The organism is Mycobacterium sp., from assembly GCF_035570115.1.
Classification (GTDB): Bacteria; Actinomycetota; Actinomycetes; order Mycobacteriales; family Mycobacteriaceae; genus Mycobacterium.
Map to the genome: position 1 here is coordinate 23,736 of NZ_DATMLH010000254.1, position 25,020 is coordinate 48,755.

26 protein-coding genes and 2 pseudogenes are annotated in these 25,020 nt (G+C 65.8%); 16 read left to right on the plus strand and 12 right to left on the minus strand.

Going from position 1 to position 25,020, the window contains the following annotated elements; translation table 11 throughout:
• Positions 1-13: 13 nt before the first annotated feature.
• Together VNW74_RS23710 and VNW74_RS23715 are read left to right on the plus strand one after the other, a co-directional pair.
• Positions 14-370, plus strand: coding sequence for a PadR family transcriptional regulator (locus VNW74_RS23710; protein ID WP_325681352.1), 357 nt, complete (start codon positions 14-16; stop codon positions 368-370).
• A complete protein-coding gene (locus tag VNW74_RS23715; protein ID WP_325681354.1) occupies positions 367-756 on the plus strand; it encodes a hypothetical protein in 390 nt (129 codons plus the stop codon). Before VNW74_RS23710 ends, VNW74_RS23715 begins: the two co-directional genes overlap by 4 nt.
• A gap of 22 nt (positions 757-778) precedes the next feature.
• Here VNW74_RS23715 and VNW74_RS23720 read toward each other — a convergent pair whose 3' ends face one another.
• Positions 779-1,159 carry an MmpS family transport accessory protein gene (locus VNW74_RS23720; protein ID WP_325681356.1) on the minus strand — a complete coding sequence of 127 codons (381 nt, stop codon included), beginning with the start codon at positions 1,157-1,159 and terminating at the stop codon, positions 779-781.
• Positions 1,160-1,282: 123 nt separating this feature from the next.
• Between VNW74_RS23720 and VNW74_RS23725 the strand changes: the two genes are divergently transcribed.
• From VNW74_RS23725 to VNW74_RS23740, 4 genes are all read left to right on the plus strand, one after another.
• A complete protein-coding gene (locus tag VNW74_RS23725; RefSeq protein WP_325681358.1) occupies positions 1,283-2,371 on the plus strand; it encodes a catalase family peroxidase in 1,089 nt (362 codons plus the stop codon).
• The gene (locus VNW74_RS23730; protein ID WP_325681360.1) at positions 2,368-2,937 is read left to right on the plus strand and encodes a cytochrome b; all 570 of its coding nucleotides are present in this window, start codon (positions 2,368-2,370) and stop codon (positions 2,935-2,937) included. The genes VNW74_RS23725 and VNW74_RS23730 overlap by 4 nt, the downstream gene beginning before the upstream one ends.
• Before the next feature lie 124 nt (positions 2,938-3,061).
• Complete coding sequence (locus tag VNW74_RS23735; protein ID WP_325681362.1) at positions 3,062-4,135, plus strand: dihydrodipicolinate reductase; 1,074 nt, start codon at positions 3,062-3,064, stop codon at positions 4,133-4,135.
• 57 nt (positions 4,136-4,192) lie between these two features.
• Positions 4,193-5,917 carry an Hsp70 family protein gene (locus tag VNW74_RS23740; RefSeq protein WP_325681364.1) on the plus strand — a complete coding sequence of 575 codons (1,725 nt, stop codon included), beginning with the start codon at positions 4,193-4,195 and terminating at the stop codon, positions 5,915-5,917.
• On the opposite strand, the gene VNW74_RS23745 is transcribed toward VNW74_RS23740, so the two are convergent.
• Positions 5,914-6,153: a hypothetical protein gene (locus VNW74_RS23745; RefSeq protein ID WP_325681365.1), complete on the minus strand. Its 240-nt coding sequence runs from the start codon at positions 6,151-6,153 to the stop codon at positions 5,914-5,916. The two genes, VNW74_RS23740 and VNW74_RS23745, sit on opposite strands and share 4 nt — an antisense overlap.
• Before the next feature lie 291 nt (positions 6,154-6,444).
• Here VNW74_RS23745 and VNW74_RS23750 point away from each other — a divergent pair, with 291 nt between their 5' ends.
• Positions 6,445-7,218 carry an SHOCT domain-containing protein gene (locus VNW74_RS23750; RefSeq protein WP_325681366.1) on the plus strand — a complete coding sequence of 258 codons (774 nt, stop codon included), beginning with the start codon at positions 6,445-6,447 and terminating at the stop codon, positions 7,216-7,218.
• Positions 7,219-7,232: 14 nt separating this feature from the next.
• Here VNW74_RS23750 and VNW74_RS23755 read toward each other — a convergent pair whose 3' ends face one another.
• On the minus strand, positions 7,233-7,856 hold the full coding sequence (locus VNW74_RS23755; protein ID WP_325681367.1) for an MBL fold metallo-hydrolase: 624 nt from the start codon (positions 7,854-7,856) through the stop codon (positions 7,233-7,235).
• Positions 7,856-8,941: an S-(hydroxymethyl)mycothiol dehydrogenase gene (locus tag VNW74_RS23760; RefSeq protein ID WP_325681369.1), complete on the minus strand. Its 1,086-nt coding sequence runs from the start codon at positions 8,939-8,941 to the stop codon at positions 7,856-7,858. The genes VNW74_RS23755 and VNW74_RS23760 overlap by 1 nt, the downstream gene beginning before the upstream one ends.
• Positions 8,942-8,980: 39 nt before the next feature.
• On the opposite strand from VNW74_RS23760, the gene VNW74_RS23765 reads away from it, so the two are divergent.
• Complete coding sequence (locus tag VNW74_RS23765) at positions 8,981-9,805, plus strand: serine hydrolase domain-containing protein (protein ID WP_325681371.1); 825 nt, start codon at positions 8,981-8,983, stop codon at positions 9,803-9,805.
• A 134-nt stretch (positions 9,806-9,939) separates the two neighbouring features.
• A complete protein-coding gene (locus VNW74_RS23770) occupies positions 9,940-10,452 on the plus strand; it encodes a DUF3145 domain-containing protein (RefSeq protein ID WP_325681372.1) in 513 nt (170 codons plus the stop codon).
• Positions 10,453-10,458: 6 nt separating this feature from the next.
• On the opposite strand, the gene VNW74_RS23775 is transcribed toward VNW74_RS23770, so the two are convergent.
• The 3 genes and pseudogenes from VNW74_RS23775 to VNW74_RS23780 form a co-directional block, all read right to left on the minus strand.
• On the minus strand, positions 10,459-11,379 hold the full coding sequence (locus VNW74_RS23775; RefSeq protein WP_325681374.1) for a diacylglycerol kinase: 921 nt from the start codon (positions 11,377-11,379) through the stop codon (positions 10,459-10,461).
• A 3-nt stretch (positions 11,380-11,382) separates the two neighbouring features.
• A pseudogene (locus tag VNW74_RS31970) lies at positions 11,383-11,463 on the minus strand (hypothetical protein); the annotation flags it as partial.
• A 1-nt stretch (position 11,464) separates the two neighbouring features.
• On the minus strand, positions 11,465-13,054 hold the full coding sequence (locus tag VNW74_RS23780) for an FAD-binding oxidoreductase (protein ID WP_325681405.1): 1,590 nt from the start codon (positions 13,052-13,054) through the stop codon (positions 11,465-11,467).
• Between the two features lie 41 nt (positions 13,055-13,095).
• Here VNW74_RS23780 and VNW74_RS23785 point away from each other — a divergent pair, with 41 nt between their 5' ends.
• The 7 genes from VNW74_RS23785 (at position 13,096) to VNW74_RS23815 (ending at position 20,330) form a co-directional block, all read left to right on the plus strand.
• Positions 13,096-13,665, plus strand: coding sequence for a helix-turn-helix domain-containing protein (locus VNW74_RS23785; protein WP_325681376.1), 570 nt, complete (start codon positions 13,096-13,098; stop codon positions 13,663-13,665).
• Positions 13,662-15,203, plus strand: a complete 1,542-nt coding sequence (locus VNW74_RS23790) for a glycerol-3-phosphate dehydrogenase/oxidase (protein WP_325681378.1) — start codon at positions 13,662-13,664, stop codon at positions 15,201-15,203. Before VNW74_RS23785 ends, VNW74_RS23790 begins: the two co-directional genes overlap by 4 nt.
• A 63-nt stretch (positions 15,204-15,266) precedes the next feature.
• On the plus strand, positions 15,267-16,883 hold the full coding sequence (locus VNW74_RS23795) for an FAD-dependent monooxygenase (RefSeq protein ID WP_325681380.1): 1,617 nt from the start codon (positions 15,267-15,269) through the stop codon (positions 16,881-16,883).
• Between the two features lie 91 nt (positions 16,884-16,974).
• Positions 16,975-17,703: a helix-turn-helix domain-containing protein gene (locus VNW74_RS23800; RefSeq protein WP_325681382.1), complete on the plus strand. Its 729-nt coding sequence runs from the start codon at positions 16,975-16,977 to the stop codon at positions 17,701-17,703.
• Positions 17,684-18,463, plus strand: coding sequence for a class I SAM-dependent methyltransferase (locus VNW74_RS23805; RefSeq protein WP_325681384.1), 780 nt, complete (start codon positions 17,684-17,686; stop codon positions 18,461-18,463). Before VNW74_RS23800 ends, VNW74_RS23805 begins: the two co-directional genes overlap by 20 nt.
• Positions 18,460-19,569: an amidohydrolase family protein gene (locus tag VNW74_RS23810; RefSeq protein ID WP_325681386.1), complete on the plus strand. Its 1,110-nt coding sequence runs from the start codon at positions 18,460-18,462 to the stop codon at positions 19,567-19,569. The genes VNW74_RS23805 and VNW74_RS23810 overlap by 4 nt, the downstream gene beginning before the upstream one ends.
• A gap of 11 nt (positions 19,570-19,580) precedes the next feature.
• Complete coding sequence (locus tag VNW74_RS23815) at positions 19,581-20,330, plus strand: SDR family oxidoreductase (protein WP_325681388.1); 750 nt, start codon at positions 19,581-19,583, stop codon at positions 20,328-20,330.
• Positions 20,331-20,343: 13 nt separating this feature from the next.
• On the opposite strand, the gene VNW74_RS23820 is transcribed toward VNW74_RS23815, so the two are convergent.
• The 5 genes and pseudogenes from VNW74_RS23820 to VNW74_RS23840 form a co-directional block, all read right to left on the minus strand.
• On the minus strand, positions 20,344-21,765 hold the full coding sequence (locus tag VNW74_RS23820; protein ID WP_325681390.1) for an acyl-CoA carboxylase subunit beta: 1,422 nt from the start codon (positions 21,763-21,765) through the stop codon (positions 20,344-20,346).
• A 30-nt stretch (positions 21,766-21,795) separates the two neighbouring features.
• Positions 21,796-23,064: a 3-oxoacyl-ACP synthase KasB gene (gene kasB, locus VNW74_RS23825; protein ID WP_325681392.1), complete on the minus strand. Its 1,269-nt coding sequence runs from the start codon at positions 23,062-23,064 to the stop codon at positions 21,796-21,798.
• A 35-nt stretch (positions 23,065-23,099) separates the two neighbouring features.
• The gene (gene kasA, locus VNW74_RS23830; protein WP_325681394.1) at positions 23,100-24,350 is read right to left on the minus strand and encodes a 3-oxoacyl-ACP synthase KasA; all 1,251 of its coding nucleotides are present in this window, start codon (positions 24,348-24,350) and stop codon (positions 23,100-23,102) included.
• On the minus strand, positions 24,347-24,694 hold the full coding sequence (acpM, locus tag VNW74_RS23835; protein ID WP_325681396.1) for a meromycolate extension acyl carrier protein AcpM: 348 nt from the start codon (positions 24,692-24,694) through the stop codon (positions 24,347-24,349). The genes kasA and acpM overlap by 4 nt, the downstream gene beginning before the upstream one ends.
• 100 nt (positions 24,695-24,794) lie before the next feature.
• Positions 24,795-25,020 (minus strand): annotated as a pseudogene (locus VNW74_RS23840) (ACP S-malonyltransferase); the annotation flags it as partial.

Here is a 25,020-nt window from a genome sequence, read left to right on the forward strand (position 1 = left end):
AATGTTGGCCGGTATGGCACGCGGTTCCCGACCGGCCCGCAAGCTCGGCAGGCGAAATGACCCGGGCGTGCTGATCATGACCAGCCTGGCTTCGGGCGCTAAACACGGCTACGCGCTGGCGCGCGATATCGAGAAATTCGCCGGCGTGACGCTTGGGCCGGGAACGCTCTATGGAGCGATCACCGCACTGGAGGAGCACGGCCTGATCGAACCGGCGGGCCACGACGAGCGCAGGCGCCCGTATCGGTTGACCGCCGCGGGACGAGCCGAACTGACCACGGCGGTGCGGAGCCTGGGGGCACTTGCGGCCGAGGGTGCGCGCCGGCTCGGCATCACATTGCATGCACCTAACCCGGGGTGGGCGCAATGAATCCCCGCGATGCCAGCGGCATCATGCGCTGGTACCCGCGGGCTTGGCGCCGCCGCTACGGGGAGGAGTTGATCGCCATGCTGGACGACACCTACGGTGACCAAAAGCTTCCGCCGCGTGTCCGGATGTCGCTGTTTCGATCGGGCCTGATTGAGCGAATCCGATTGTTGCGCAAGTATTCTCGCACATACATCGGCTACAGTATCGGCTGTGCCGTTGTCTGGGCCGTCATCCTCGCAGCGGTGTGGACTCACGCCGGTGATGCCACCCGGCACACTTTTGCGGTGTTCTTCGGCGGGTGGGCCATCGGTTGGCTGTCGGCGAGCATCGCACGGGTCGTGTACCCGCCACCGAAACCACGCAGGCCGGTCGACATCGGACGCTGATTTCGCCCGCGCGGTCGAATCGTCAGTTCGAGCAGACGGTGCGGGCGGGCGCCCCGTTCGCGGTCGCCTGGCTGACCGTCTTGCCGTCGATAAGGATTGTGCAGGTGATCGAGCCGGGGCTTTGCGCGCTGATCACGAACACGTTCGTGCCGCGGGCATTGAACTGGATCTGCCAGGGCAATGGCACGTGTGCCTGCTGAGTCTGGCCGGCCTGACCGGTGTCGGTCTGATACGAGATGTAGTCCGCCACCGGGGCGCTGCCAGTCAGCTGATAGGTCACCTGGGCAGGCGGGTCTGCGTTTGCCACCCCGCAAACCCCTGCCGTGGCAGCGAAAGCGGTCAGCACCGTAAGCAGTATCGACGGCCCTGTGCGGGCCTTGCCCGGGCGTGTGATCATGGTCATCTCAGGCGACATGGTGTCACTCCGGCCGAACACTTGGGGACGTTTTCGTGTCTTTCATCGCAAGGCCCACCATTTCGCGGCCATGCTTGAACCAATGTCAGGTGATCGTCGTAAAGGCGAGTGATGACTGAACCGCCGCAGGACGTCGGACGATGGGGCACCGCGCGTCCCGGCAGGCGTGACGTGCTGCGCGGTGCCGCGGTGGTCGGAGCCTTCCTGGCGGTCGACCTGGGTGCGCTGCTGTACGCAAACAAGTGGATCGGTCCCGCGCGGCTGACGCCGAGGACCTTCCTCGACGGCTTTGCCAAGGTGTTCGGCCGACAACCCGGGTTTCGCAAGAACCATGCCAAGGGAGTCGCCGTTACCGGGTACTTCGACAGCAACGGCAACGGCAGTACGCTGTCGAAGGCAGCGGTGTTCGCGACGGGTCGCACCCCGGTGATCGGGCGGTTTTCGTTGGCCGGCGGCAATCCGCACGCCGCTGACGCGTCGTCGACCGCGCGCGGACTGGGACTGGTGTTCGGCTTCCCCGGTCGGGAGCAGTGGCGGATGGCGACACTAAATCTTCCCGTCTTCCTGGATAATTCACCGCAAGGGTTCTACGACCGGCTGATCGCTTCAGCCGCGGTTCCCGGAACCGGCAAGCCCGATCCGACGGCGATGGCGCGATTCCTGGCCGCACACCCGGAGACGGCGCGGGCCACGGCCATCGTCAAGCAGCATCCGCCGACACCGGGCTTCGCCGACAGTGTCTACAGCGGGTTGAACGCCTTCTACTTCGTCAACGAATCCGGCGCGCGGGCGCCGGTGCGATGGTCGCTGTCGCCGCTGCAACAGGCGCTGCCGCCCTCGTCGGGGCCGAATGCGCTGTTCGACGCGCTGGTCCGGCAGTTGCGGGCCGGCCCGCTGCGCTGGCGTTTCGTGCTGACCGTGGGCGCGGCGTCCGATCCGACGCACGACGCGACGCTGCCCTGGCCCGCCGATCGGCGCAACGTTGACGCTGGGGTGCTGACGCTCGACTCGATCAAAACCGATGCGCCGGGCAACGCGCGGGACATCAACTTCGATCCGCTGGTGCTGCCCGCCGGCATCGAGCCGTCCGACGATCCGCTGCTCAGCGCGCGATCGGCCGTCTACGCCGCGTCGTACCGGCGTCGCGCCGGCGAGACCGGAAGCCCGCCCGCGGTACAGGTCGACAAGGTCGAGTTATGACCGCGGCGCCCGAACCCGGCCAATACACGGCGTTGACCAGGGTCCTGCACTGGTTGACGGCCGCGCTGGTGTTCTGCGCGCTGTTCATCGGTTTCGTGATGGTGAACTCGGTAGGCGACTACTCCACGCTGATCATGATGCACCGGACGCTGGGCGTGACCATCCTCGTGGTGGTGCTGGTACGTCTGGTCAACCGGTTGGCCCATCGCGCTCCGCCGTTACCGTCCACGGTCGGCGCGCTGGAACGCAAGATCGTCGTGCTGTCGGAAGTGTCGCTGTATGCGCTGTTGTTGCTCCAGCCGCTGATCGGCTGGGCGATGGTTTCGGCCGCCGGTGGACCGGTCGTCGTGTTCGGCTCATTACGGCTCCCACGCATCGCACCGTTCGATGCGCAGTTGTTTTGGCTGCTGCGGCAGGCTCATTCGGTCGTCGCGTATGCACTGATGGCCGCAATCGCCGCGCACATTTCCGCGGTTCTGCTGCACACCTTGACGTTGCGCGACCGGATGATCGAGAGGATGACGTTCCGGTTGGCCCGTAGCCGGCGCGCCCACAGCCGCTCCTAAGGTGTGCCTTCCCAGTGCTTGGCCAGACAAACTCGCCGCATAGCCACCGAGACCGCAGCGAGGAAAGACCGTACGGTTCTAGGATCGCCGCGATGAGAAAAACTCGTCGATCGAAAGGTGGCGCATGGCTAAGCGGGTCGTGATCTGGGGTACCGGTTTCGTCGGCAGGATGGTGATCGCCGAAATCGTCAATCATCCGCTGTTCGAGCTGGTCGGCGTCGGCGTGAGCAATCCGAAGAAAGTGGGTCGCGACGTCGGCGAGATCTGTGGGCTGGCCCAACCGGTCGGCATTACCGCCACCGACGATGTCGATGCGCTCATCGCGCTGAAACCCGATGCGCTGGTGCATTACGGCCCGACCGCGGCGCACGCCGACGACAACATCGCGCTGATCACGCGGTTCCTGCGGGCCGGGATCGACGTCTGCTCGACGGCGATGACGCCGTGGGTTTGGCCGACCATGCATCTGAATCCGCCCAACTGGATCCGGCCGATCACCGAGGCCTGCGAGTTGGGCGAGGCGTCGTGTTTCACCACCGGCATCGACCCGGGCTTCGCCAACGACCTGTTTCCGATGACGCTGATGGGGGTCTGCTCGGAGGTGCGCACGGTACGGGCCTCCGAGCTGCTGGACTACACCAATTACGAGGGCGACTACGAGAACGAGATGGGTATCGGGCGTGAGCCCGAATTCCGCCCGATCCTGGAGAACCGCGATGTGCTGATCTTCGCGTGGGGCGCTACCGTGCCGATGATCGCGCACGCCGCCGGCATCACGCTCGACGAGATCACCACCACGTGGGACAAGTGGGTGACGCCCAACGAGCGCAAGACGGCAAAGGGGGTCATCCCGCCGGGACACGTGGCCGCGGTCCGGTTCACCATCAACGGCGTGTACAACGGCCAGACCCGCATCCAGCTCGAGCACGTGAACCGGATCGGCCTTGACGCCGCCCCGGACTGGCCGGCGGGCGTCAAAGACGACGTCTATCGGGTTGACATCGAAGGCACGCCGAGCATCTACCAGGAGACCGCATTTCGATTCACCGACGGCTCCGGACGCGACGCGGCCGCAGCCGGTTGTCTGGCGACCGGGATGCGTGCGCTCAACGCGGTGCCGGCCGTCAACGAACTCTCGCCGGGCTGGGTCACCCCGCTGGATCTGCCGCTGATCGCGGGGGTCGGCACGATCCGATGAAGGCCGAGCTGCGGACCGCCGAGACCGGCACTGTGACCTGCGCGGGGATTGGACGAAATGGCTGACGGAGCACGGTCGGCGTTAGGCCTCTCGATTGGGGCCACCAACTTGGCGGCGGTGACCGCCGACCGGGCGGTGGTCCGCAGGCCGGTGTTGACGCTGTATCGGCAGCGCTCAGCCGAAGTCGGTCTGCCAGCCGAGAACCCGAAGATCGACGAACCCGGGCTGGTGCTCACCGACTTCGTCGACCGGGTGGGCGACCCGGCCGCCATCGTGGCAGCCGACGGTACGACCCACCGCAGCGAGACGCTGCTCGCCGATGCGCTGCGGGCACTGTCCTACGCCGTGACAGATGGACGAGCACTGCCGGATGCGGTCACGGTCACCCATCCCGCGCATTGGGGGCCGGGGGCAGTCGACGCGGTGCGGGTGGCGTTGAGCAGAGTCTCCGAATGGTCGGACGGGCGGTTGGCGCTGGTACCGGACTTCGTGGCAGCGCTGATCGCGCTGCAGGCGAACCCGGGGGTGCCCAGCCGCGGAATCATCGCCGTGTGTGATTTCGGAGGCACCGGAACCACCCTGGCCCTGGTCGACGCCACCAACGGATACCAGGTGGTCGTTCCTGCCGTGCGGCATCGTGAATTCTCCGGCGATCAGATCGACCAGGCGTTGCTGACCCACGTCGTCGCCGATCTGTCCTCGGCCGGCGCGTTCGACACGTCGGCGACCTCGGCGATCGGCTCGCTGGCTCAGCTGCGGGGCTACTGCCGACGCGCCAAAGAAGAACTCTCGTCGACCATCGCGACCACGCTGGCCGCTGACGTGCCCGGCTTTCGTGGCGATATCCGGGTCACCCGGGACGAACTCGGCGACGCGATCCGCCAGCCGCTGGACGGGTTCATCACAGTCGTCCACGAAACTTTGCAGCGCAATGGAATTCGCACGGAAGATGTGGCTGCGATCGCGTCGGTGGGCGGGGGTGCGAGCATTCCAGCGGTCACCACTACCCTGTCGCAACAGCTGGGCGTACCGATCATCACGGCACCGCGGCCGTACCTGACGCCGGCTATTGGTGCGGCGTTACTGGCCGCACGTGGTCCCGCCGATAGCGAGACAGCGGTCGCGCCGACGGCGGCCGGAACGGTCGTCGATACCACGACGATCTCGAATATTCCGGTAGAACCCAGGCCGGTTCCCGCGCTGGCCTGGTCGGAGGCCGACGACGACTCCGACATCATGCCGATCCGGCCCGGCGAGTACCCCGAACAAGGCAGCAGCACCACCGGGCCGACGGCCGCGCGGTCGCAGCTTGGTGTCGATCGCGACTTGCAGCCCATCGTGACCCGCGCGGTTGCCGACGCCTGGTATCGCCGGCCGGTGGTGGTCATGGTCGGCACCGTGCTTGCGGTGCTGGCGGTCGCCGCCGCGGTCATGATCACCCTGCGTCACACCTCCGGCAGCGCACCGACCACACCGGCACCCAGCGTGAGCACCGCACCCGCGCCGTCTAACCAAGGCCCGGCTCCGTCGGGTGCGACGGACAGTCAGGCGCCGGCGACCAGCCCGCCGTCATCGACCGAGTCGGACACCGCGACACCCCCGTCCACCACCACCCAAGCGCCGACGACAACGACCACCACCGAAGCGCCCGCCACAACAACGACTTCGGCGCCGACAACCAGCGAGGCGCCGACGACGACTCAGGGGCCGGAGCCACCGCGTTTTCCGAGATTCCCCCGCGGGCCGCGGGGCTTGCCTGAACCGGAACCGGGCTTTCGCTAAGTCGACGACTCTTCGCTCACCTCTTGCGGCTTGTCCTTGCCGAACTTCGGGTTGCCGTCGTCGTCCAGCCATTCGTTGATCGCGACGCCTGTGATCGTGCCCCCGGTGCCGGGCAGCACTACCGTCGGGCGATCATCGTCGTAGGCTTCCTGCATCTGGCGGACTTTTTCTTTACCTTCCTCGCTCAGTTCGGGCGTTTCCGAGGAGGTCTTTTGCTTGTTGTCGTGTTCGTTCATGAACCATTCCGTCCTGACGAGACTTATCGCCTGCCGACGGCGCTGCTCGACGACTACCCACTGTGGTGATGGGTCCAAACTGTGCTGCCGGGGCATGGCCGGCAGCACAAACGGCAGTCAGTGCGGTTTTGGGTAACTGACGCCGGCTAGTTTCTCGGAGATATCCCATAGGCGCCGGCAATCGGCATCGTTACCAGCATCGGAGAGGACGCCCCAGCCCGCCTCGTTTCAGCGAAACCGGGCGGTGTGGTTTCGCTGGCGCCACCCACCTCGCAGTGACACACTGCGTGAATGAATAGCGGACGGCTCGCGAAGATTTCGCTGGCACTGGCGATCCTGGCGATGATTGTCGGGGGAATCGGCTTCATCGTCCTGCCGATCCTCAACGCGTTCGTGATGGACAAGTACAACGCCTACGGTGAGGTCCCCATCCCCGGATCAGCCAGCCTGCACCTGCCGGCCGGCAAAGTCACCGTCAGCTTTCACACCGAGGTCATCTCCGGACCCAGCGGCGGTGGATTGCCGGTGCCGCAACTTGGGATAGATATCGACCCACCCCAGGGTGTCCCAGATCCGGCGGTCACCGAAAGCTATGGTGGTACAACGACAATCAACAACGACGCGCACCGGCGGGTCTGGGTCGTTCAGGTTCCGGCCGACGGCATGTACGCGATCAAGACCGAAGGTCAGGTCAACGGATTCATCAGCCCAAGCCTGGCGTTCGGTAAGGAGAGTCCCTACGGCTGGTCGGTATGGCCGTCTGTCGGGCTGTTCACCATCGGTACCCTTGGGCTGGTCGGCTCGACGTTGTGGTTGGCGCGAATCCGGCGGGTGACGCGATCGTTCGCAACCACGGGGCAACCCTTCCCGTCGTACAGCCCCACCGACCCCATCGACGCGGATTTGTCGGTGAGCGCACCGGAGCCAGCACTGCCGTCGCATGCTCCGACCGGCGAGGCGATAAAACTGGAGCAGCTGAAAACACTTGCATCGCTGCGGGATTCCGGAGCGTTGACCGAAGCGGAGTTCGAGACCGAGAAACGCAGGATCCTCGACGGCCGTTAGCCTGCGGTCGGTCCCTAGTGGCCGCGGGCCACCCATTCGTCGTAGTGCACGATCTCGTCGCCGATGCTGGTGGTGTCGCCATGGCCGGTGTAGACGATGGTGTCGGCTGGAAGCTTGCCGAGACGACCCGAGATCGACTGCAGGATCGTCGGAAAGTCCGAAAACGACCGCCCGGTGGCGCCGGGTCCACCGGAAAACAGGGTGTCGCCGCTGAACACGGCGCCCAGGTCCGGGGCATACCAGCAGACCGACCCGGGGGAGTGTCCGGGGGTGTGCAGCGCTCGCAGCTCGGTGCCCGCGACGGCCAGCGTGTCGGCGTCGGACACCGCGCGAAAGTTCCTGTCCGGGTGGGTCATCCGCCATAACACGTCATCGCCGGGGTGGAGCAGTACTGGCGCGTCGAGCGTATCGCCGAGCTCCGGCGCCACCGTCACGTGGTCATTGTGGCCGTGGGTGCATACCACCGCCACCACATTGCGCCCGCCGACGGCGGCCACGATCGGCTCCGCGCTGTGCGCGGCGTCGAACACCACGACGTCGGAATCGTCGCCGATCAGCCAGATGTTGTTGTCGACTTCCCAACTGCCGCCGTCGAGTTCGAACGTGCCATGGGTAACGACGCGCTGGATGGGGGCCATCACAGCATCACCACCGAGCGCAGCACTTTGCCGTCATGCATTTTGTCGAATGCCTCTTCGATGTCGTCGAGACCGATGCGTTCGGAGACGAACTTCTCCAGCGGTAACCGGCCCTGCAGATAGAGGTCGATCAGGGTGGGGAAGTCGCGTTCGGGCAGGCAGTCGCCGTACCACGACGACTTGAGCGCGCCGCCGCGGGAGAAGAAGTCCACCAGCGGCATGTCGATACGCATATCCGGCGTCGGAACACCTACCAGCACAACGGTTCCGGCAAGATCGCGGGCATAGAAGGCCTGCTCCCAGGTTTCCGGTCGGCCGACGGCGTCGATCACCACGTTGGCGCCGAACCCGTCGGTGAGGTCCTGGATGGTTTTGACGACGTCGAATTCGCGCGCGTTGACGGTGTGGGTGGCGCCGAATTTGCGGGCCCAATCCAGTTTGCTGTTGTCGGTGTCCACGGCGATGATCCGCTTGGCGCCGACCAGCGCGGCCCCGGCGATCGCGGCGTCGCCCACGCCGCCACAACCGATCACCGCGACCGTGTCGTCGCGGGTGACCGCCCCGGTATTGATGGCAGCACCCAGGCCGGCCATCACCCCGCAGCCCAGCAGACCGGCCACCGCCGGGTCGGCCTCGGGATCGACCTTGGTGCACTGCCCGACAGCCACCAGTGTCTTGTCGGCAAATGCCCCGATGCCCAGCGCCGGTGTGAGCTCGGTGCCGTCGGTGAGGGTCATCTTCTGCTCAGCGTTGAAGGTGTCGAAGCAATACTGCGGCCTGCCGCGTTTGCAGGCGCGGCACTGACCGCAGACCGCACGCCAATTCAGAATCACGAAGTCGCCCGGCTGCACCGCGGTCACCCCGTTTCCAACCGATTCGACGGTGCCGGCCGCTTCATGGCCAAGCAGGAATGGGTACTCGTCGTTGATGCCGCCCTCTCGGTAGGTGAGGTCGGTGTGGCACACCCCGCAGGCTGTTACGTCCACCACCACCTCGCCGGGGCCGGGGTCGGGGATGACGATGTCGACCACCTCGACCGGCTCGGCCTTCTTTCGTGAAATCACGCCGCGCACTAACTGACTCATGCGCACCAACGTAGTGCTTGGTCGGTAGGCTCCTGCGCGATGGCCGCACTTGACGTACTCGACGACTGGCCGGTTGCAGCGGCGGCTGCCGCGGTAGTCGGACCCTCGGGGGTGCTGGCCAGCCACGGCGACACCGGACGGCAGTTCGCGCTGGCGTCGGTGACCAAGCTCCTGGTGGCGCGGGCCGCGCAGATCGCGATCGAAGAGGGCGCCGTGGAATTGGATACCGCCGCCGGACCACCCGGATCGACGGTCCGGCACTTGTTGGCCCATGCCTCGGGGTTGGCGATGCAGTCCGCTGACACGCTTGCCTGGCCCGGCACCCGCCGGGTGTATTCCAACTATGGCTTCGCGGTGCTGGCCGAGACCGTCCAGCAGGCGTCCGGGATCGAATTCGGCCGCTACCTGGCCGAGGCGGTTTTCGAACCGCTGGCAATGACAGCCACCCGGCTCGACGGCGGCGCCCAGGAGGCCGGCTTCGGGGTGACATCGACGGTCGCAGACCTGGCAGCCTTCGCCGGCGACCTGCTGTGTCCGACGACGGTGTCGCCGGGGATGCACGCCGAGGCGACCGCCGTGCAGTTTCCCGGCCTGGACGGGGTGTTACCCGGATACGGGGTGCAGCGCCCCAACGACTGGGGGCTGGGTTTCGAGATCAGAGACGGCAAAACCCCGCACTGGACCGGCGCGAAGAATTCGGCGCACACCTTCGGCCATTTCGGTCAAACGGGCACGTTCATCTGGGCAGATCCGGAGGCGAAGCTCGCGTTGGTGGTGCTCACCGATCGCGATTTCGGCAAGTGGGCGCTGCCGATCTGGCCGGAGCTCGCTGATGCCGTGATATCGGAGTGCCACGCGGACTAGCGCAACAGGGGTCTCACGAGGCACAATAGACACGCACGACACAACTTTATCCGGATCACTATTCCGGAACCATGCTCGTCGGGTTCACCAGGTCGTTGGGGAAGACGTCCCTCGTGGAGCCGAAGGAGCAACAGATGGGTGCAGCGAACCAGTTCGCCGACGTGACGACCGGCGTGGTGTATATCCACGCCTCGCCCGCCGCGGTGTGTCCGCATGTCGAGTGGGCGTTGTCGTCCACGCTGGCAGCCACGCCCAACCTCAAGTGGACCCCACAACCGGCGATGCCCGGGCAGCTGCGTGCGGTGACCAATTGGGTGGGTCCGGTGGGCACCGGCGCCCGATTGGCCAATGCCTTGCGTTCCTGGTCGGTGCTGCGGTTCGAAGTCACCGAGGATCCCAGTGCCGGCGTGGACGGGCAGCGCTTCAGCCACACCCCCCAGCTGGGCCTGTGGAGCGCAGCGATGAGTGCCAACGGCGACGTGATGATCGGCGAGATGCGGCTGCGGGCGATGATGGCCGATGGCGCCGACGCGCTGGCCGCCGAGCTGGATTCGGCGCTGGGTACCGCCTGGGATGAGGCGCTCGAGGTGTATCGCGATGGCGGTGACGGCGCCGAGGTGTCCTGGCTCAGCCGTGGAGTCGGATAAGCCCGGTCAGGGTGTTGCTCCGCGGGGGCGCAGGATGTGCAGCGCGCCAGGCACCGCCGAGATTTCAGCGGGCAGCGGGCAGACGTATTCGCCGTCGGCGTAGGCATTGATTCCCGCTGATTCGACGTCGACGGACGTCGCCCGCGCCGTCGTCACCTCGTCGAGATCGACATGGCGGCCTTTGTAGACGGTGGGGAACAGGCGGATCAGCCGGGTGCGGGACGCCGAGTGCACCATGGTGATGTCGAGTTGGCCGTCGGCATGATCGGCATTCGGGCAGATCAGCATCCCGCCGCCGTAGCTGCGGGTGTTGCCGAACGCCGCAAGGGTCAGATCGGTGACGATCTCGTCGCGTCCGTCGAGCACCAGCCGGAACGGCAGCAGCCTCAGCGCCGACAGCTCGGCGAGCATCGCCAGGTTGTAGCGCATTCGACCGCGCGGCCAGCGCATCCGGTTGGCCCGATCGGTTACCAGCGAATCGAATCCTGCGGCGGCAACGGTGCCGAACCACGTGGTAATTCCTTTGCGGTCCCGAATCCTGCCCAGGTCGACCGTTTCGGTCCAGCCGTCCGCGACAACGTCGGCGGCGGCGGCGGGATCCTTTGTGGGCAAGCCGAATTCGCGGGCGTGATCGTTGCCGGTACCGGCGGGAATGATTCCCAGCGGGATATCCGTGCAAGCGAGCGCTTGCAGCGCATCGGAGATCACTCCGTCACCGCCGGTGACCACCAGGGCATCGGTGCCCTTTTCGACCGCAGCATGCAGCAGCCGACGTGCGTGCTCGGCGTCGCTGCCGACGATCGCCACCACGTCGATGCCACGCTTTTGCAGCCGCTGGATCGCCTTTTCGGCGGCGTGTGGCGCGTTTCCGTGTCCCGATGCCGGATTGGTCAGCACGGTCACCCGGCCGACTTCGCGCCGGGTCATACGGCGTCGCTCCTCCTCATCGCTTCGTCCCCCTCGCCGCTGCGCGGCTGGGGGTGCCCCCACTGCATCGTCTCGCGCCGCGTGATCACGGGATGAGCTTGCCGGGGTTGAGAATTCCCGCAGGATCCAGCGTCGATTTGACCGCCCGCAACACCCGTACGCCCAAATCACCCACCTCGTCACGCATCCAGGGCCGGTGATCGGCTCCGACCGCGTGGTGATGAGTGATCGTCCCGCCGGCGGCCACGATCGCGTTGCAAGCAGCGGTCTTGGCGGCGCGCCATTGGTCAATCGGATTCCCGCGTTGTCCGGCGACGACGGTGAAGTACAGCGAGGCGCCGGTGGCATACACATGCGAAATGTGGCACAGCACCAGCGCCGGCGTACCGGATTCGGCCAGCGCGGTGGTCAGCGCGTCGGTGACGGCGGCCTTCAGCGCGGGGATATTGGACCAGTCGGTGGCCGTCTCGAGCGTCTCGCAGAGCGCGCCGGCGGCCAGCAACGAGTCGCGCAGGTAGGGCGCGCCGAACCGGCCGTGCTCCCAAGCCCGCGCCGGGGCTTCGCCCAGCGAGGTGCCGCCCAAAGCCGTGATGAGCTCCCGGGTTTCGACGTGCCTGCTTTCGGCATGCGCGGCGGTGCCCTCGAACACGGTGATCGCTAGACAGCCGCCGGTGATCTGGGTCTCGCCGATCGTCTCGGTGGTGGCCAGGTTGACGCCGGTCTCGGCTTCGTCGGAGAGTCGGATCACCGTCGGGCCGGTGCCGGTCTGAGTGACGGCGCGCAATGCGGCTGTCCCGGTGGCGAAGTCGGGGAACGACCACGCCTCGTAGCGCGTGACGTCCGGCGACGGATGCACCCGAACCCGCACCCGGGTAATGATGCCGAAGACGCCTTCCGACCCGATCAGCAGTTGCCGCAGATCCGGACCGGCCGCAGATTGCGGCGCGCGGCCCAGATCCAGCACGCCTGCGGGCGTAACCACCTGCAGCCCGCGAATCATGTCGTCGAAACGGCCGTATCCCGCGGAGTCCTGGCCCGCCGATCGAGTTGCGGCGAAACCGCCCAGGCTGGCGAATTCAAAGCTCTGCGGAAAATGCCCGAGCGAAAATCGGTGCTCTGCGAGCAGTTGCTCGGCCCGCGGCCCGGTGACGCCGGCGCCGAACTCGGCTTCCCCGGACACCGCGTCGAAAGCCAGCAGTTGGTCGAAGCGCCGCAGGTCCAGCGACACCACAGCGCCGAACTCACCGCGGACCGGATCGAGGCCGCCGACCACGCTGGTGCCGCCGCCGAACGGGACGACGGCGATGCCATGCTGCGAGCAGTACCGCAGAATCGCCGCAACGTCGTCCTCGCCACTTGGGCCGCCGGGCAACAACACCGCGTCGGGCGCCTCCTGCACGCCGGAATCTCTGCGCCGCAGCAGATCCAGGGTGGACTTGCCGCCGGCATGCAGCAGTCGGTCGCGGTCGCTGACGCGGCAGTAGTCCGATCCGACGATGGCGGCCAACGCTTCGCGGTGGTCGTCGGCCAGCTGGGACGGACGCAGCTTCACCTGATCCGCGTCGAGTTCGGCCGTGGTCGAGTCCGTCACCTCCAGCGCCTGCTTCAACAGCGAGCGGATGCCTGCCGAGAGCGGTTTGGCTTGGCGCGCGTCACCCCACGCGTTCCATTTCATCGGAGGCAGCAACTGTTCAGACATGCGTTACAGTATTACACATGCTGTCAATCAGTAACGCACCTGTGGAGATCGCGGATCGGATATTGGCGGCCGCCGCGAGCTGTGTGGTCGATTTCGGGGTCGAGCGCGTGACCCTGGCCGAGATCGCGCGGCGGGCCGGCGTGAGCCGGCCGACCGTCTATCGGCGTTGGCCGGACACCCGTTCAGTGCTAGCAGCGCTGCTGACCAGGCATATCACCGCCGCGTTGGGTGAAGTTCCGGCGGGCGGAAGCGGCCGCGAGGCGGTGGTCAACCGGGTGGTGGCGGTGGCCGAACGGCTGCGCCGCGACGACCTGGTGATGGCCGTGTTGCGTTCGGAGATCGCGCTCGTCTATATCGCCCAACGCCTCGGCAGCAGCCAGCAGATGCTGATCGACGCGCTCGCCGACGATCTGCGTGCGGCCCAACGCGACGGCAGCGTGCGACCCGGCGATCCGCGCCGGCTCGCCGCGATGGTGCTGCTGATCGCCCAATCGACCATTCAATCCGCCCAGATCGTCCGCCCGATCCTCGACGCTGATGCGCTGGCCGCCGAACTCGCATACTCGCTGAACGGATACCTCTCATGATGTCGACTGCCCTCGACGCAGCACGCCGCACCGCCGACCTCAGCGCGTTGGCCGATGGCGAGCCGACCGACGTCGTCGTGATCGGTGGCGGCATTACCGGCGCCGGCATCGCACTGGACGCCGCGTCCCGTGGTCTGCGAGTGACGTTGGTGGAAAAGCGCGATCTCGCATTCGGCACCAGCCGGTGGAGCTCCAAATTGGTACACGGCGGGCTGCGCTATCTGGCGAGCGGCAATATCGGCATCGCCAGACGCAGTGCCGTCGAGCGTGGAATCCTGATGACGCGCAACGCTCCTCATCTGGTCCGGGCCATGCCCCAACTGGTCCCGTTGTTGCCGTCGATGGGTCGAACGGAACGGGCATTGGTGCGGGCCGGGTTCCTTGCCGGCGATGTGTTGCGCAAGACGGCAGGCACACCGGCGACCGTTCTGCCCCGTTCTTGCCGCATTCCCGCACAGCGTGTCAGCGAGCTGGCTCCGGCTGTTCGGCGTGACGGTCTCGACGGCGGTCTACTCGCCTACGACGGACAGTTGATCGACGACGCCCGACTGGTCGCCGCCGTCGCGCGTACCGCGGCACAGCAGGGTGCCCGAATCCTGACCTATACCGCCGCATCCGAGGTCACCGGCACATCGCTGCGGTTGACCGACCAGCGCACCGGCGAATCATTCGATGTGTCGGCGCGCGCCGTCATCAACGCCACCGGAGTATGGGCAGGTGAGATCGACGCTTCATTGAAGCTGCGTCCCAGCCGCGGCACCCACCTAGTCTTCGATGCCGCAACGCTCGGCAACCCCACAGCGGCGCTGACGATTCCGATACCCGGCGAGCTGAACCGCTTCGTGTTCGCCATGCCCGAACAGCTGGGGCGCGTCTACCTTGGACTGACCGACGAGGAAGCCCCCGGTCCGATTCCTGATGTGCCACAACCGACCTCGACTGAGGTGGGCTTCTTGCTGGATGTGGCGAACACTGCGCTGGGTATTGCGCTGAAAACTGCCGATGTCATCGGCGCCTATGCCGGGCTGCGGCCGCTGATCGACACCGGGGCTGGCCGCACCGCGGACGTCTCGCGCAACCATGCCGTTGTCGAGTCACCCTCCGGCGTGATCAGCGTGGTCGGCGGCAAGTTGACCGAGTACCGCCACATGGCCCAGGACGTCCTCGACCGTGCCATCGAAATGCGGGGTCTGACAGCCGGCGAGTGCCGGACCCGGAACCTGCCGTTGGTCGGCGCGCCGGCAAATCCAGGATCGACCGTGGCGCCCATGGCCGGCTTGCCGGAATCGCTGGTCCTGCGCTACGGGGCAGAGGCTGCCCACGTCATCGCTGCTGCCACGTGTGAGCGTCCGGTCGACCCGGTGGGCGACGGGATCGATGTGATCCGGGCGGAGTTCGAGTACGCCATCACCCATGAGGGCGCGCTGACCGTCGACGACATCGTGGATCGTCGCACCAGGATCGGTTTGGTGGCCGCCGGTCGGCAGCGAGTGGTCGACGTGGCCCAGGAGATGTTCGCGATGCTGGACCAAAAGTGACAGTCACTACTATATAGTAGTTACTGTTATTTTCATTAATCCGCGGGAGAGGCGGTGGCCAGCATGAACGTCACACATGTGCCGGTACTGATCGTTGGGGCGGGCGCCGGTGGGCTTGCCACATCGGCTCTGCTGGCCAAACACGGGGTTGAATCGCTGCTGGTCGAAAAGCGGCGGGAGGTCTTTATCTACCCGAAGGCTCGCAATCTGAGCTTTCGCAGCTTGGAGATCCTCCGCGGTCTGGGTCTGGACGACGAGGTCCATGCCGTCGCGGATCGTGTCTCAGACATGCTCGTCAAGCCGACGCTGAACAGCGCAGAACAAAAACTGGCCATCGACATCGACGCCTTTTTCGCCGGTTTGGATCAGCTGAGCCCGGAGCCGGCCGTGCAGTACTGCCCGCAGAGCAGCCTCGAGCCGATGCTGCTCGCCGAAACCCGCCAGCGTGGCAACGAAGTGCGCTACGGGACCGAACTGTGCTCCCTCGATCAGGACGACACTGGCGTCACGGCGGTACTGCGTGACCTAGATTCCGGCGAGTCCGGGACGATCCGCGCCGCTTATGTCGTCGCCGCCGACGGGGTGCACAGCCCGGTCCGTAACAGGCTTGGCCTCACCACCTCGGGACACGGGGCGCTGCCGATCTATGTCGTCTTCATCTACTTCCGCGCACCCTGGGGGAAGTTCGTCTCGCACCTGAGCAACGGTGACGGCATCCAGGTGAAAAATCCCGACGTGGACGGCATATTCCTGGTCGTCAAGGACGACCTCGGCATGTTCATCACCACCTACTTCCCCGGCAAGGGAGAGACCGCGGCACAATTTACCCCGCAATATTGCCGCGACGTGTTGACCAAAGCGATCGGTGAGCAGATCGACCTCGAGATCATCGAAGTCGCGGCGTGGCAACCGTACGAGCAGGTGGCCGACCAATTTCGCTGTGGGCGAGTCTTTCTCGTGGGCGACGCCGCGCACACCATGCCGCCATTCAAGGCCGGGGGAGCCAACACCGCGATTCAAAGCGCGCATAACCTGGCCTGGAAGCTGGCCGCGGTCTTGACGGGATTAGCCGGGGAGGCACTACTTACCACCTTCCACGCCGAGCGGCACCCGGTCGGGCGGTTCGCCGCTCGCCAGTCGCTCACCGGGCCGACAGCAGGCTTGCTCCATTTGGAAGACGACGGACCGAGATTGCCGCCGGAGGAGGAGGCGTCAATGTTCTCCTTGCTGGTCGGCTACCAGTACCGGTCGGCCGCGGTGGTGAGCGACGAGTCCGCTCCCGCCGATCCGGACGCGGTGTCTTTGGTCGAAGAATTGCGTGGTCAACCCGGCACCCGGGTGCCGCATGTTTGGGTGCAACACGGCGGCCGTCGGGTGTCCACCCTCGACCTGCTTGGCCGCGGCTTCACCCTGCTCACCAGTGAAGACGGTGCCGCATGGACCGATGCCGCCGCGGCGGCATCGACCGACCTCGGCGTCCCGATCTCGGTCCGTCGGATCGGGCGCAGCGGTGATGGCCTCGATCCCGACGAAGCCTGGGCGCAGGCCACCGGACTGGCGCCCAGCGGGGCTCTGCTCGTCCGCCCGGACGATTTCGTCGGGTGGCGCGCAGACGAGCTTCCGTCTGACCCCGAAAAGCAACTTCGCCACGCGCTTTCGGCCATCGTCGCCCGGAGCTGACCTCGGGCGCTGAATCGTCCTGAGATGACTGTTGACCAAAATAGTATTTTGGTCATAAAGTGGCTCTGGTGCGACTTCGAAGGGGTCGGTGATGGCGGAACGTTCTGGAGTCGATCGGCGAGAGAGGGCCGATCGGATCCTTGATACCGCCCGGGAGTTGCTGCTGTTGTGGGGCTATCGGCGGGTGACCATCGACGAATTGGCCCGCCGCGCCGGTGTCGGTAAGGGCACGATTTACCTGCACTGGCGGTCTCGTGAGGAAGTGTTCCTCGCGGTCAGTGCGCGCGAGGCGGCGGTGATGGCGGATGCGATTGTTGACGCGATCCGCACCGATCCAGCCGAGGTTGCGCTGCACCGCTACCTGCGGCGGTTGTTCGTCGAGGCGATGAACCGTCCCGTGCTGCGTGCGCTCTATACACGCGACGCCGACACCCTTGGCACTTTTCTCGCCGCGACGCATCATCATCGGCTGGAAGAGAGCAAGCTCGATGTCAACCGCGACTATCTGGGTGTGCTCGCCGCGGAGGCCATGCTGCGGCCGGACCTGCGCTTGAAGGATCTCGACTACACCTTGCCCACCATCGTGTTCGGATTTTTCGCAGCGGAACCGTTTCATTCGCCGGCTATCGGGCTGACCTTGGAACAGAAGGCCGACCAGCTGGCCCAGACGGTCCGACGGGCTTTCGAGCCAACCGATCCGCCGAGCGGCGACACCATGAAACGCGCTGCGGCGAAAGCTCTTCCGATTCTTGAGCGACTCGCCCGAGACCACCGGGCGGCAACCTACGGAGGCGATCACGATGACCGAACTGGCAACTGATCTGGTCCGCCCGCGGGGGCGGTATGGGGTGGACGGGAACTACGGGTTGATTCCGGCACCGGTAGTCTTCGCCGGCTATCTGCTTTTATGCCTTGCCGCAGCGGTTTTCGCCGGCCTGTGGCTGGTGACCGACCGAACGCTCTTGGGACTCGGGGCCGCCGTGGTTGCCGTCCTGTTGATCGCCGTCGGCGTCGGCGTCCGGCGATTCAGCCGGCGAGGAAAGTTCGAAGTCTGGGCACGCCTGCTCAACGGGATAGGCCTGCGAGGCGACGAACGGGTTCTTGACCTCGGTTGCGGGCGTGGCGCGGTGTTGTTGACCGCGGCCAAGCTGGTGCCGCGCGGAACGGCTGTGGGAGTGGATATCTGGCGGGCCGACCAAACCGGGAACTCCATGCAGGCGACACTGGCGAACGCCGCTGCCGAGGGTGTCGCCGACCGGGTCGAACTGCACACCCAGGATATGACCGATCTTCGGTTTCCTTCAGCGTCCTTCGACCTCGTCGTGAGTAACCTCGCGATTCACAATCTGCCGGACGACGACGCGCGGCGGTCGGCGCTTGACGAAGCCGTGCGTGTGCTGCGACCCGGCGGTCATGTCGTGATCGCCGACCTCGCCTTCACTCGCCTGTATGCCAACAGGTTTCGGCAGTCCGGCATGGCTGATGTCAGGCGTCAAGATCTTGGCTGGCGCGCCTGGTGGGGACTGCCGTTCTTCCGTACGCACGCCGTGACCGCGACCAAGCCCGGGCCAATGCGGTGAGCACAAAGTCGGTCTCCCGCGTGGTGGCGTTGGAAGAAGCGTTTCTCCACCCACGAGTGTGGGACTTGTTTCCCGAGTCGCTGCAACGGAAATACCAGCCCGTGCGGGCCCGGCTCAGCGACGTCGGAGCCGAGCGCATCCGTCTGATGGACGCCGCGGGGGTCGACGTGCAGGTGCTCTCACATGTCGGGCCCGGTGTCCAGATCCTCGCGGACGAACAGGCCGAATTGGCGATTGCAGTATGCCGCGAAGTCAACGACTGGTTGGCAGAGGTGGTCGCCGCGCACCCGGCTCGGTTCGCAGGCTTTGCCATGCTGCCGACCCAGTCACCGGCTGACGCCGCTGAGGAGCTTGAGCGCTCCGTCCGCGACCTCGGCTTCAAAGGCGCACTGATCAACGGACATACCAACGGGCGTTACCTGGACCACCCGTCGTTCGATGTGCTGCTCGGTCGGGCCGAATCATTGGGCGTGCCCATCTACATCCATCCCATCGACCCCCCGCGGGCGGTGGTGGATTGCTACTACGCGCCTTTCGACCCGGCGCTGGTACCCACCTGGGGCTGGCCGGTGGAAACCGGAACGCATTTGCTCAGGTTGATCTGCGCTGGCGTGTTCGATCGCCATCCGAATTTAAAGGTGATTGTCGGACACATGGGAGAACTGCTTCCGTTCTGTTTCACCAGGCTCAATGTCGGGCTGACGATGGCCGGGTGGTTGCTTGCGCCCGAGGCGGACGACCCGCCGATGCGCAACAGCGTCGGCTACTACCTGCGCGAGAACGTTTTCATCACCAGCAGCGGGGTGTTCGACGTGCCGGTATTCGACTGTGCTCGAGCGATGTTGGGCCTCGATAACTTGATGTTCTCCGTCGACTACCCGTTCCAAGACAACTTCGCCGCGATGGAGTTCCTGCAACGGTGCGACCTTTCGGTCGAGGACAAGGAGCGCTTCGCGCACCGCACCGCGGCGAAATTGCTGAAGCTCGACGCTCAGGCCGGCGACGATAGCCACTCGCGGGCCGACGTCGGCGATACTTGGTACCGGCTAACCAGCCGCGCCAAATCGCAAATCGGCCGGGCATTGATTTCCGCTCTGATCAAATAGGAAGGACCGTCATGACCAACCTGGTCGGCAAGTCAGCGGTGGTGGCTGCCGGAGCTAAGAACCTCGGCGGACTGATCAGCACGTCGTTGGCCGAAAAAGGGGTCAACGTCGCGGTGCACTACAACAGCCCGGCCACCGAGCCCGATGCCGACAAAACCGTCGCCGCTGTGCACGATGCCGGAGTCAAAGCGATCAAGGTGCAGGGCGATCTCACCAAGCCGGGCAACGTCAACGCATTGTTCGACGCGGCGGTGGACGCCTTCGGTGGTGTCGACATCGCGATCAACACCGTCGGCAAGGTCTTGCGTAAGCCCATCGTCGAAACCAGCGAGGCCGACTATGACTCGATGTTCGACATCAACGCCAAGGCCGCGTACTTCTTCCTGCAGCAGGCGGGAAAGCGGTTGAACGACGGTGGCTCGGTGATCACCATCGTCACCGCGCTGCTGGCCGCGTTCACCGACGGCTACTCCACCTATGCCGGCGCCAAAAGCCCGGTTGAGCACTTCACCCGTGCTGCGGCGAAAGAGTTTGCCGCACGTGGTATTTCAGTGAACAACGTGGCACCCGGGCCGATGGACACGCCGTTCTTCTACGGCGAGGAGACACCCGAGCGGGTCGCGTTCCACAAGTCGCAGGCCATGGGCAACCGGCTGACGCAGATCGAGGACATCGCACCGCTGGTGGTGTTCCTGGCCGACGAAGGTCACTGGGTGACCGGTCAGACCATCTTCGCCAACGGCGGCTACACGACGCGGTAGGCCGCCCGAATCATTACAGCGGGATGTTCTTGTGGCGTCCGCGGCGCGCCGGCGCCTGGGCCAGCGCCTCGGTGAGTCTGCTGCGAGTGTGCGCCGGGTCGATCTTCTCGTCGACGACGCCGATGTCGATGGCGTTGTCCACGCCCCCGGCGATCCGCTCGTGCTCGGCGGCAAGCTCGTCGTGCAGCGCCTCGCGCTCGTGGTCCGGCGCGGCCGCCAGCTTCTTCTTGTGCAGAATTCCCACGGCAGCCTTGGCGCCCATCACCGCGACCTCGGCATCGGGCCAGGCGAACACCTTGGTGGCGCCCAAAGAACGAGAGTTCATCGCGATGTAGGCCCCGCCATAGATCTTTCGGGTCACCAGGGTGACCCGGGGGACGGTGGCCTCGCCGAACGCGTGCAGCAGCTTGGCCCCGCGGCGCACCACGCCACCCCATTCCTGGTCGACGCCGGGCAGGTAACCGGGAACATCGACGATCACTACCAGCGGGATGCCGAACGCATCGCAGAGACGCACGAAACGCGCTGCCTTCTCGGCGCTTTCCGAGTTGAGGCAACCGCCGAGCCTCAGCGGGTTGTTGGCCAGCACGCCGACCGTGCGGCCGGACAACCGGCCCAGGCCGACCACCATTGACGGTGCCCACTTGGCCTGGAACTCGTCAAACGGTGCATCGTCGTCCAGCAAGGCGACGACAAGCGGGTGCACGTCGTAGGCGCGCCGCGGCGATTCAGGCAACAGCGCATGGAGGTCGGTGTCATGTGCCTCGGCTTTGCTGCGATCGAAATGCCCTTGCTGGCAGAATAATCCGACCAGGCGGCGACCACGTTCGTACGCGTCCGACTCGTCGTCGGCGACGATGTGGCACACCCCGGACTTCTTGTGGTGAGTGTCCGGTCCGCCCAGCGAGGCCATGTCCACGTCTTCGCCGGTGACGCTGCGCACAACGTCGGGCCCGGTGACGAACACCCTGCCCTCCGGTGCCATCACGACCACGTCGGTCAGTGCCGGCCCGTAGGCGGCGCCGCCGGCGGCGAAGCCGACCACCACCGAGATCTGCGGAACGTAGCCGGACGCCCGGATCATCGCCTCGAACACCAGCCCCACCGCGTGCAGCGCCCGCACGCCCTCGGCCAGCCGCGCGCCGCCAGAGTGCCAGATGCCCACGATCGGGCTCTGCTCTTCGATGGCGGTGTCGTAGGCGTGGACGATATGGGTGCAACCCTCGAGACCCATCGCACCGCCCATCACGGTGCCGTCGGTGCAGAAGGCGATGCTGCGCACGCCATTCACGGTTCCGGCGGCGGCCAGCACCCCGGAGCGGTCACGCTCGTGCAGCAGCTCCAAGCTGCCGTCGTCGAAAAACCTGCTGAGGCGCAGCAGCGGATCGCGCGGATCGAGCGACTCGTCAACCGCCTCCGGGGCCAGGGTCGTCATCGCAGTTCTCCTAGATCAGTCGTGCTTGGGTTAGTACCGGCCAAAGGTGATCGCCACGTTGTGACCGCCAAATCCGAACGAATTATTGATGGCGTAGCTGTAGTCACCCGCCCGCGGCTTGCCCGCCACCACGTCGAGGTCGATCTCCGGGTCCTGGTTCACCAGGTTCAAGGTCGCCGGAACGACCTGGTCCCGCAGTGCAAACACGGTCAGGATCGATTCTACCGCGCCAACCGCGCCGACCGAGTGGCCCAGCGCGGACTTGGGCGCGTACACCGCCGCGTTTCCGCCGTGCGCGCCGAGCGCATTGTTAATGGCCTTGCCCTCGGCCAAGTCGCCGACGGAGGTGCCGGTGGCGTGGGCGTTGACGTGGTCGATGTCGGCGGGGGTGAGGCCCGCGAGCTGGATCGCCCGCGTCATGGCATGGCCGGCCCGCTCGCCGTTGGGATCCGGCGCCACCATGTGAAAGCCATCCGAAGTGATGCTCGCCCCCATGATCCTGGCCAGGATGGTGGCGCCACGCGCCTTGGCGTGTTCCTCGGTCTCGATCACCATCAACGCGCCGGCCTCACCGAACACAAACCCGTTGCGGTCTTTGTCGAACGGCCGGCAGGCACCGGCCGGGTCGTCGTTGGTGGTCGACATCACAATGCGCATCTGGGCGAACCCGGCGATGGGCACCGCCTCGATCTTGGTCTCGACGCCACCGCAGATCGCGATGTCGGCCTCGCCGAGCGCGATCTGTTGCCAGGCATGCGCGATGGCCTCCGAACCCGACGCGCACGCCGACACCGCGGTCATCACCCCGGCCTTGGCGTGCCGTTCCAGCCCGATCGCGGCGGCCGCGCCATTGGGCATGTACATCTGCACGACCAGCGGAGAGACCGCCCTCAAACCACGTGCGCGCATGCCGTCGTAGGCGAAAATCAGCTCCTCACTGGAGCCCATGCCCGTGCCGACGGACACCAGCAGTCGGTTGGTATCCACCTCCGGCGACCCGGCGTTCTCCCACAGCCGCCGGCTCAGCACCGTGGACATCTTCTGCAGATATCCCATCCGGCGGTTCTCGACGCGGTCCAACTGGCTGTCGAACTCCTCGAGCAGATGTCCACCGATGCGGACCGGCAGGTCGTACTCCTCCACGAACGGGTCGTCGAGCGTACGGATCCCACTTTGCCCGTCCAGCAGCAACTTCCAGGTGGTCTCGGCGTCAGTTGCGAGGGCGCTCGTCAAGGCAGTGCCGGTGACGACGATGTTGGGGAAACCATTCCCCGTAGCCAACGATGATGATGTTGACATGGGTCTCGCTAACGTTCCTTTCCTACTCGTCCGGTTCAGTACCGCCCGAAGACCAGCGCGACGTTGTGTCCGCCAAAGCCGAACGAGTTGTTGATGGCGTACTGGTAGTCGCCATAACGTGGCTCGCCCGCGACGACGTCGAGGTCGATCTCGGGATCGGGCGTGTGATAGTTAAGTGTCGGCGGTATGACGCCGTCGCGCAGGGCAAGCACCGTCAGGATCGATTCCAGGGAACCCACCGCGCCGATGGAGTGGCCCAGCGCCCCCTTGGGCGCGTAGACCGCGGCCTGTTCGCATCCGGCGACCCGGATGGCGTTGGCCTCCGCCGTGTCGCCGATCGGTGTGGCGGTTGCGTGCGCGTTGATGTGGTCGATGTCCTTGGGGGACAGACCCGCCAACTCCAGCGAGCGGGCCATCGCCCGTCCGGCACGCACGCCGTCAGCTGCCGGCGCCACCATGTGGAAAGCGTCCGACGTGATGCCGGCACCCATCAACCGGGCCAGCGGCTTGGCGCCACGGGCCTTGGCGTGCTCTTCGGTTTCAATGATCATCAGCGCACCCGCTTCGCCGAACACGAAGCCGTCACGGTCCTTGTCGAACGGACGGGATGCGCCTTCGGGGTCGTCGTTGCGGGTCGACATGGCGCGCATCATCGAGAACGCCGCGATGGGCAGTGCCTCGATGTTGCCCTCGACGCCGCCGCACACGGCGAAGTCGGCGTCGCCCATGACGATTTGCCGCCACGCGTGGGCGATGGCCTCCGAGCCCGAAGAACAAGCCGACACCGGGGTCATCACCCCGGCACGGGCTCCAAGCTGCAAGCCCACGGTCGCCGCGGCGCCGTTCGGCATGATCATCTGTACGGCCAACGGCGACACCTTGCGGGGGCCGCCCTCGTTCATCAGGTCGTAGCTTTCGACGATCTTCTCGGCGCCGCCGAGACCCGTGCCGACAACGACCGTGAAACGGTCCGGGTCGACCTCGGGGCTACCTGCGTTCTCCCAGAGCTGACCGCTAAGCAGCTTGGCCAGTCGCTGGACGTAGGACATGCGGCGCAAGTCCAGTCGACCCATGTGATCGTCGACCGAATCCTTGAGGTGCCCGCCGATCTTGACGGGCAGATCCCACTTGGTCACGAACTCGTCTTCGAGCACGCGGATGCCGCTCTCTCCCGCCAGCAGACCCTTCCACGTGCTCTCGATGTCCGGCGCGATCGAGGTCGTCGCCGTGACGGCGGTTACCACAACGTTGGGGTAACCGCCGTTAGCAGTGGAAGGTTTGGTCACTGGTGGTCGGCTTCCAGCCTCGACTTGACGTGCGCGACGGCCTCGGGGTTCTCGGTCTCGAGCTTCGCGCGCAGCGCCTGGGCGGCCTCGGGGTTCTCTTCCTCGAGCTTCTGGATGTAGTTGACGACGTCACCCACGGTGCGAAGACCCGCCAGGTCCTCGTCGGGGATCTTGACGCCGTACTTGTCCTCGGTCTGCACCGCGATCTCGACCATCGACAGCGAGTCGATGTCGAGGTCATCGACGAACGACTTCTCCGGGGTGATTTCAGAGGGCTCGATACCGGTGACCTCTTCGATGATCTCGGCGATACCGGCGATAATTTCATCCTGACTGACAGACACGTTCAGTTCCCTTCGTAATGTGTTGTGTAACTGTTAATTTGACGTGCGGTATGCGGTTGTAGGGCGGACGGGTTGGTGATCTGGCTTTGGGGCCAAGTTTTTACAGCTCTGCCAAACCATCCAGGTCTGCGGGAGTCTTGACGGCACGCGTCGGTACCCCCCGAAGTTCACGCTTGGCGATGCCGCTCAGAGCGCCCGCAGGCGGGAACTCGACAATCGCCGTGACATTTCGCTGACGCAAAGTCTCGCTGCACAAATCCCAGCGCACCGGGCGAGTCAACTGTGCGACAACCTTCTCTATCGCATCACTGGCCGACGATACCGGC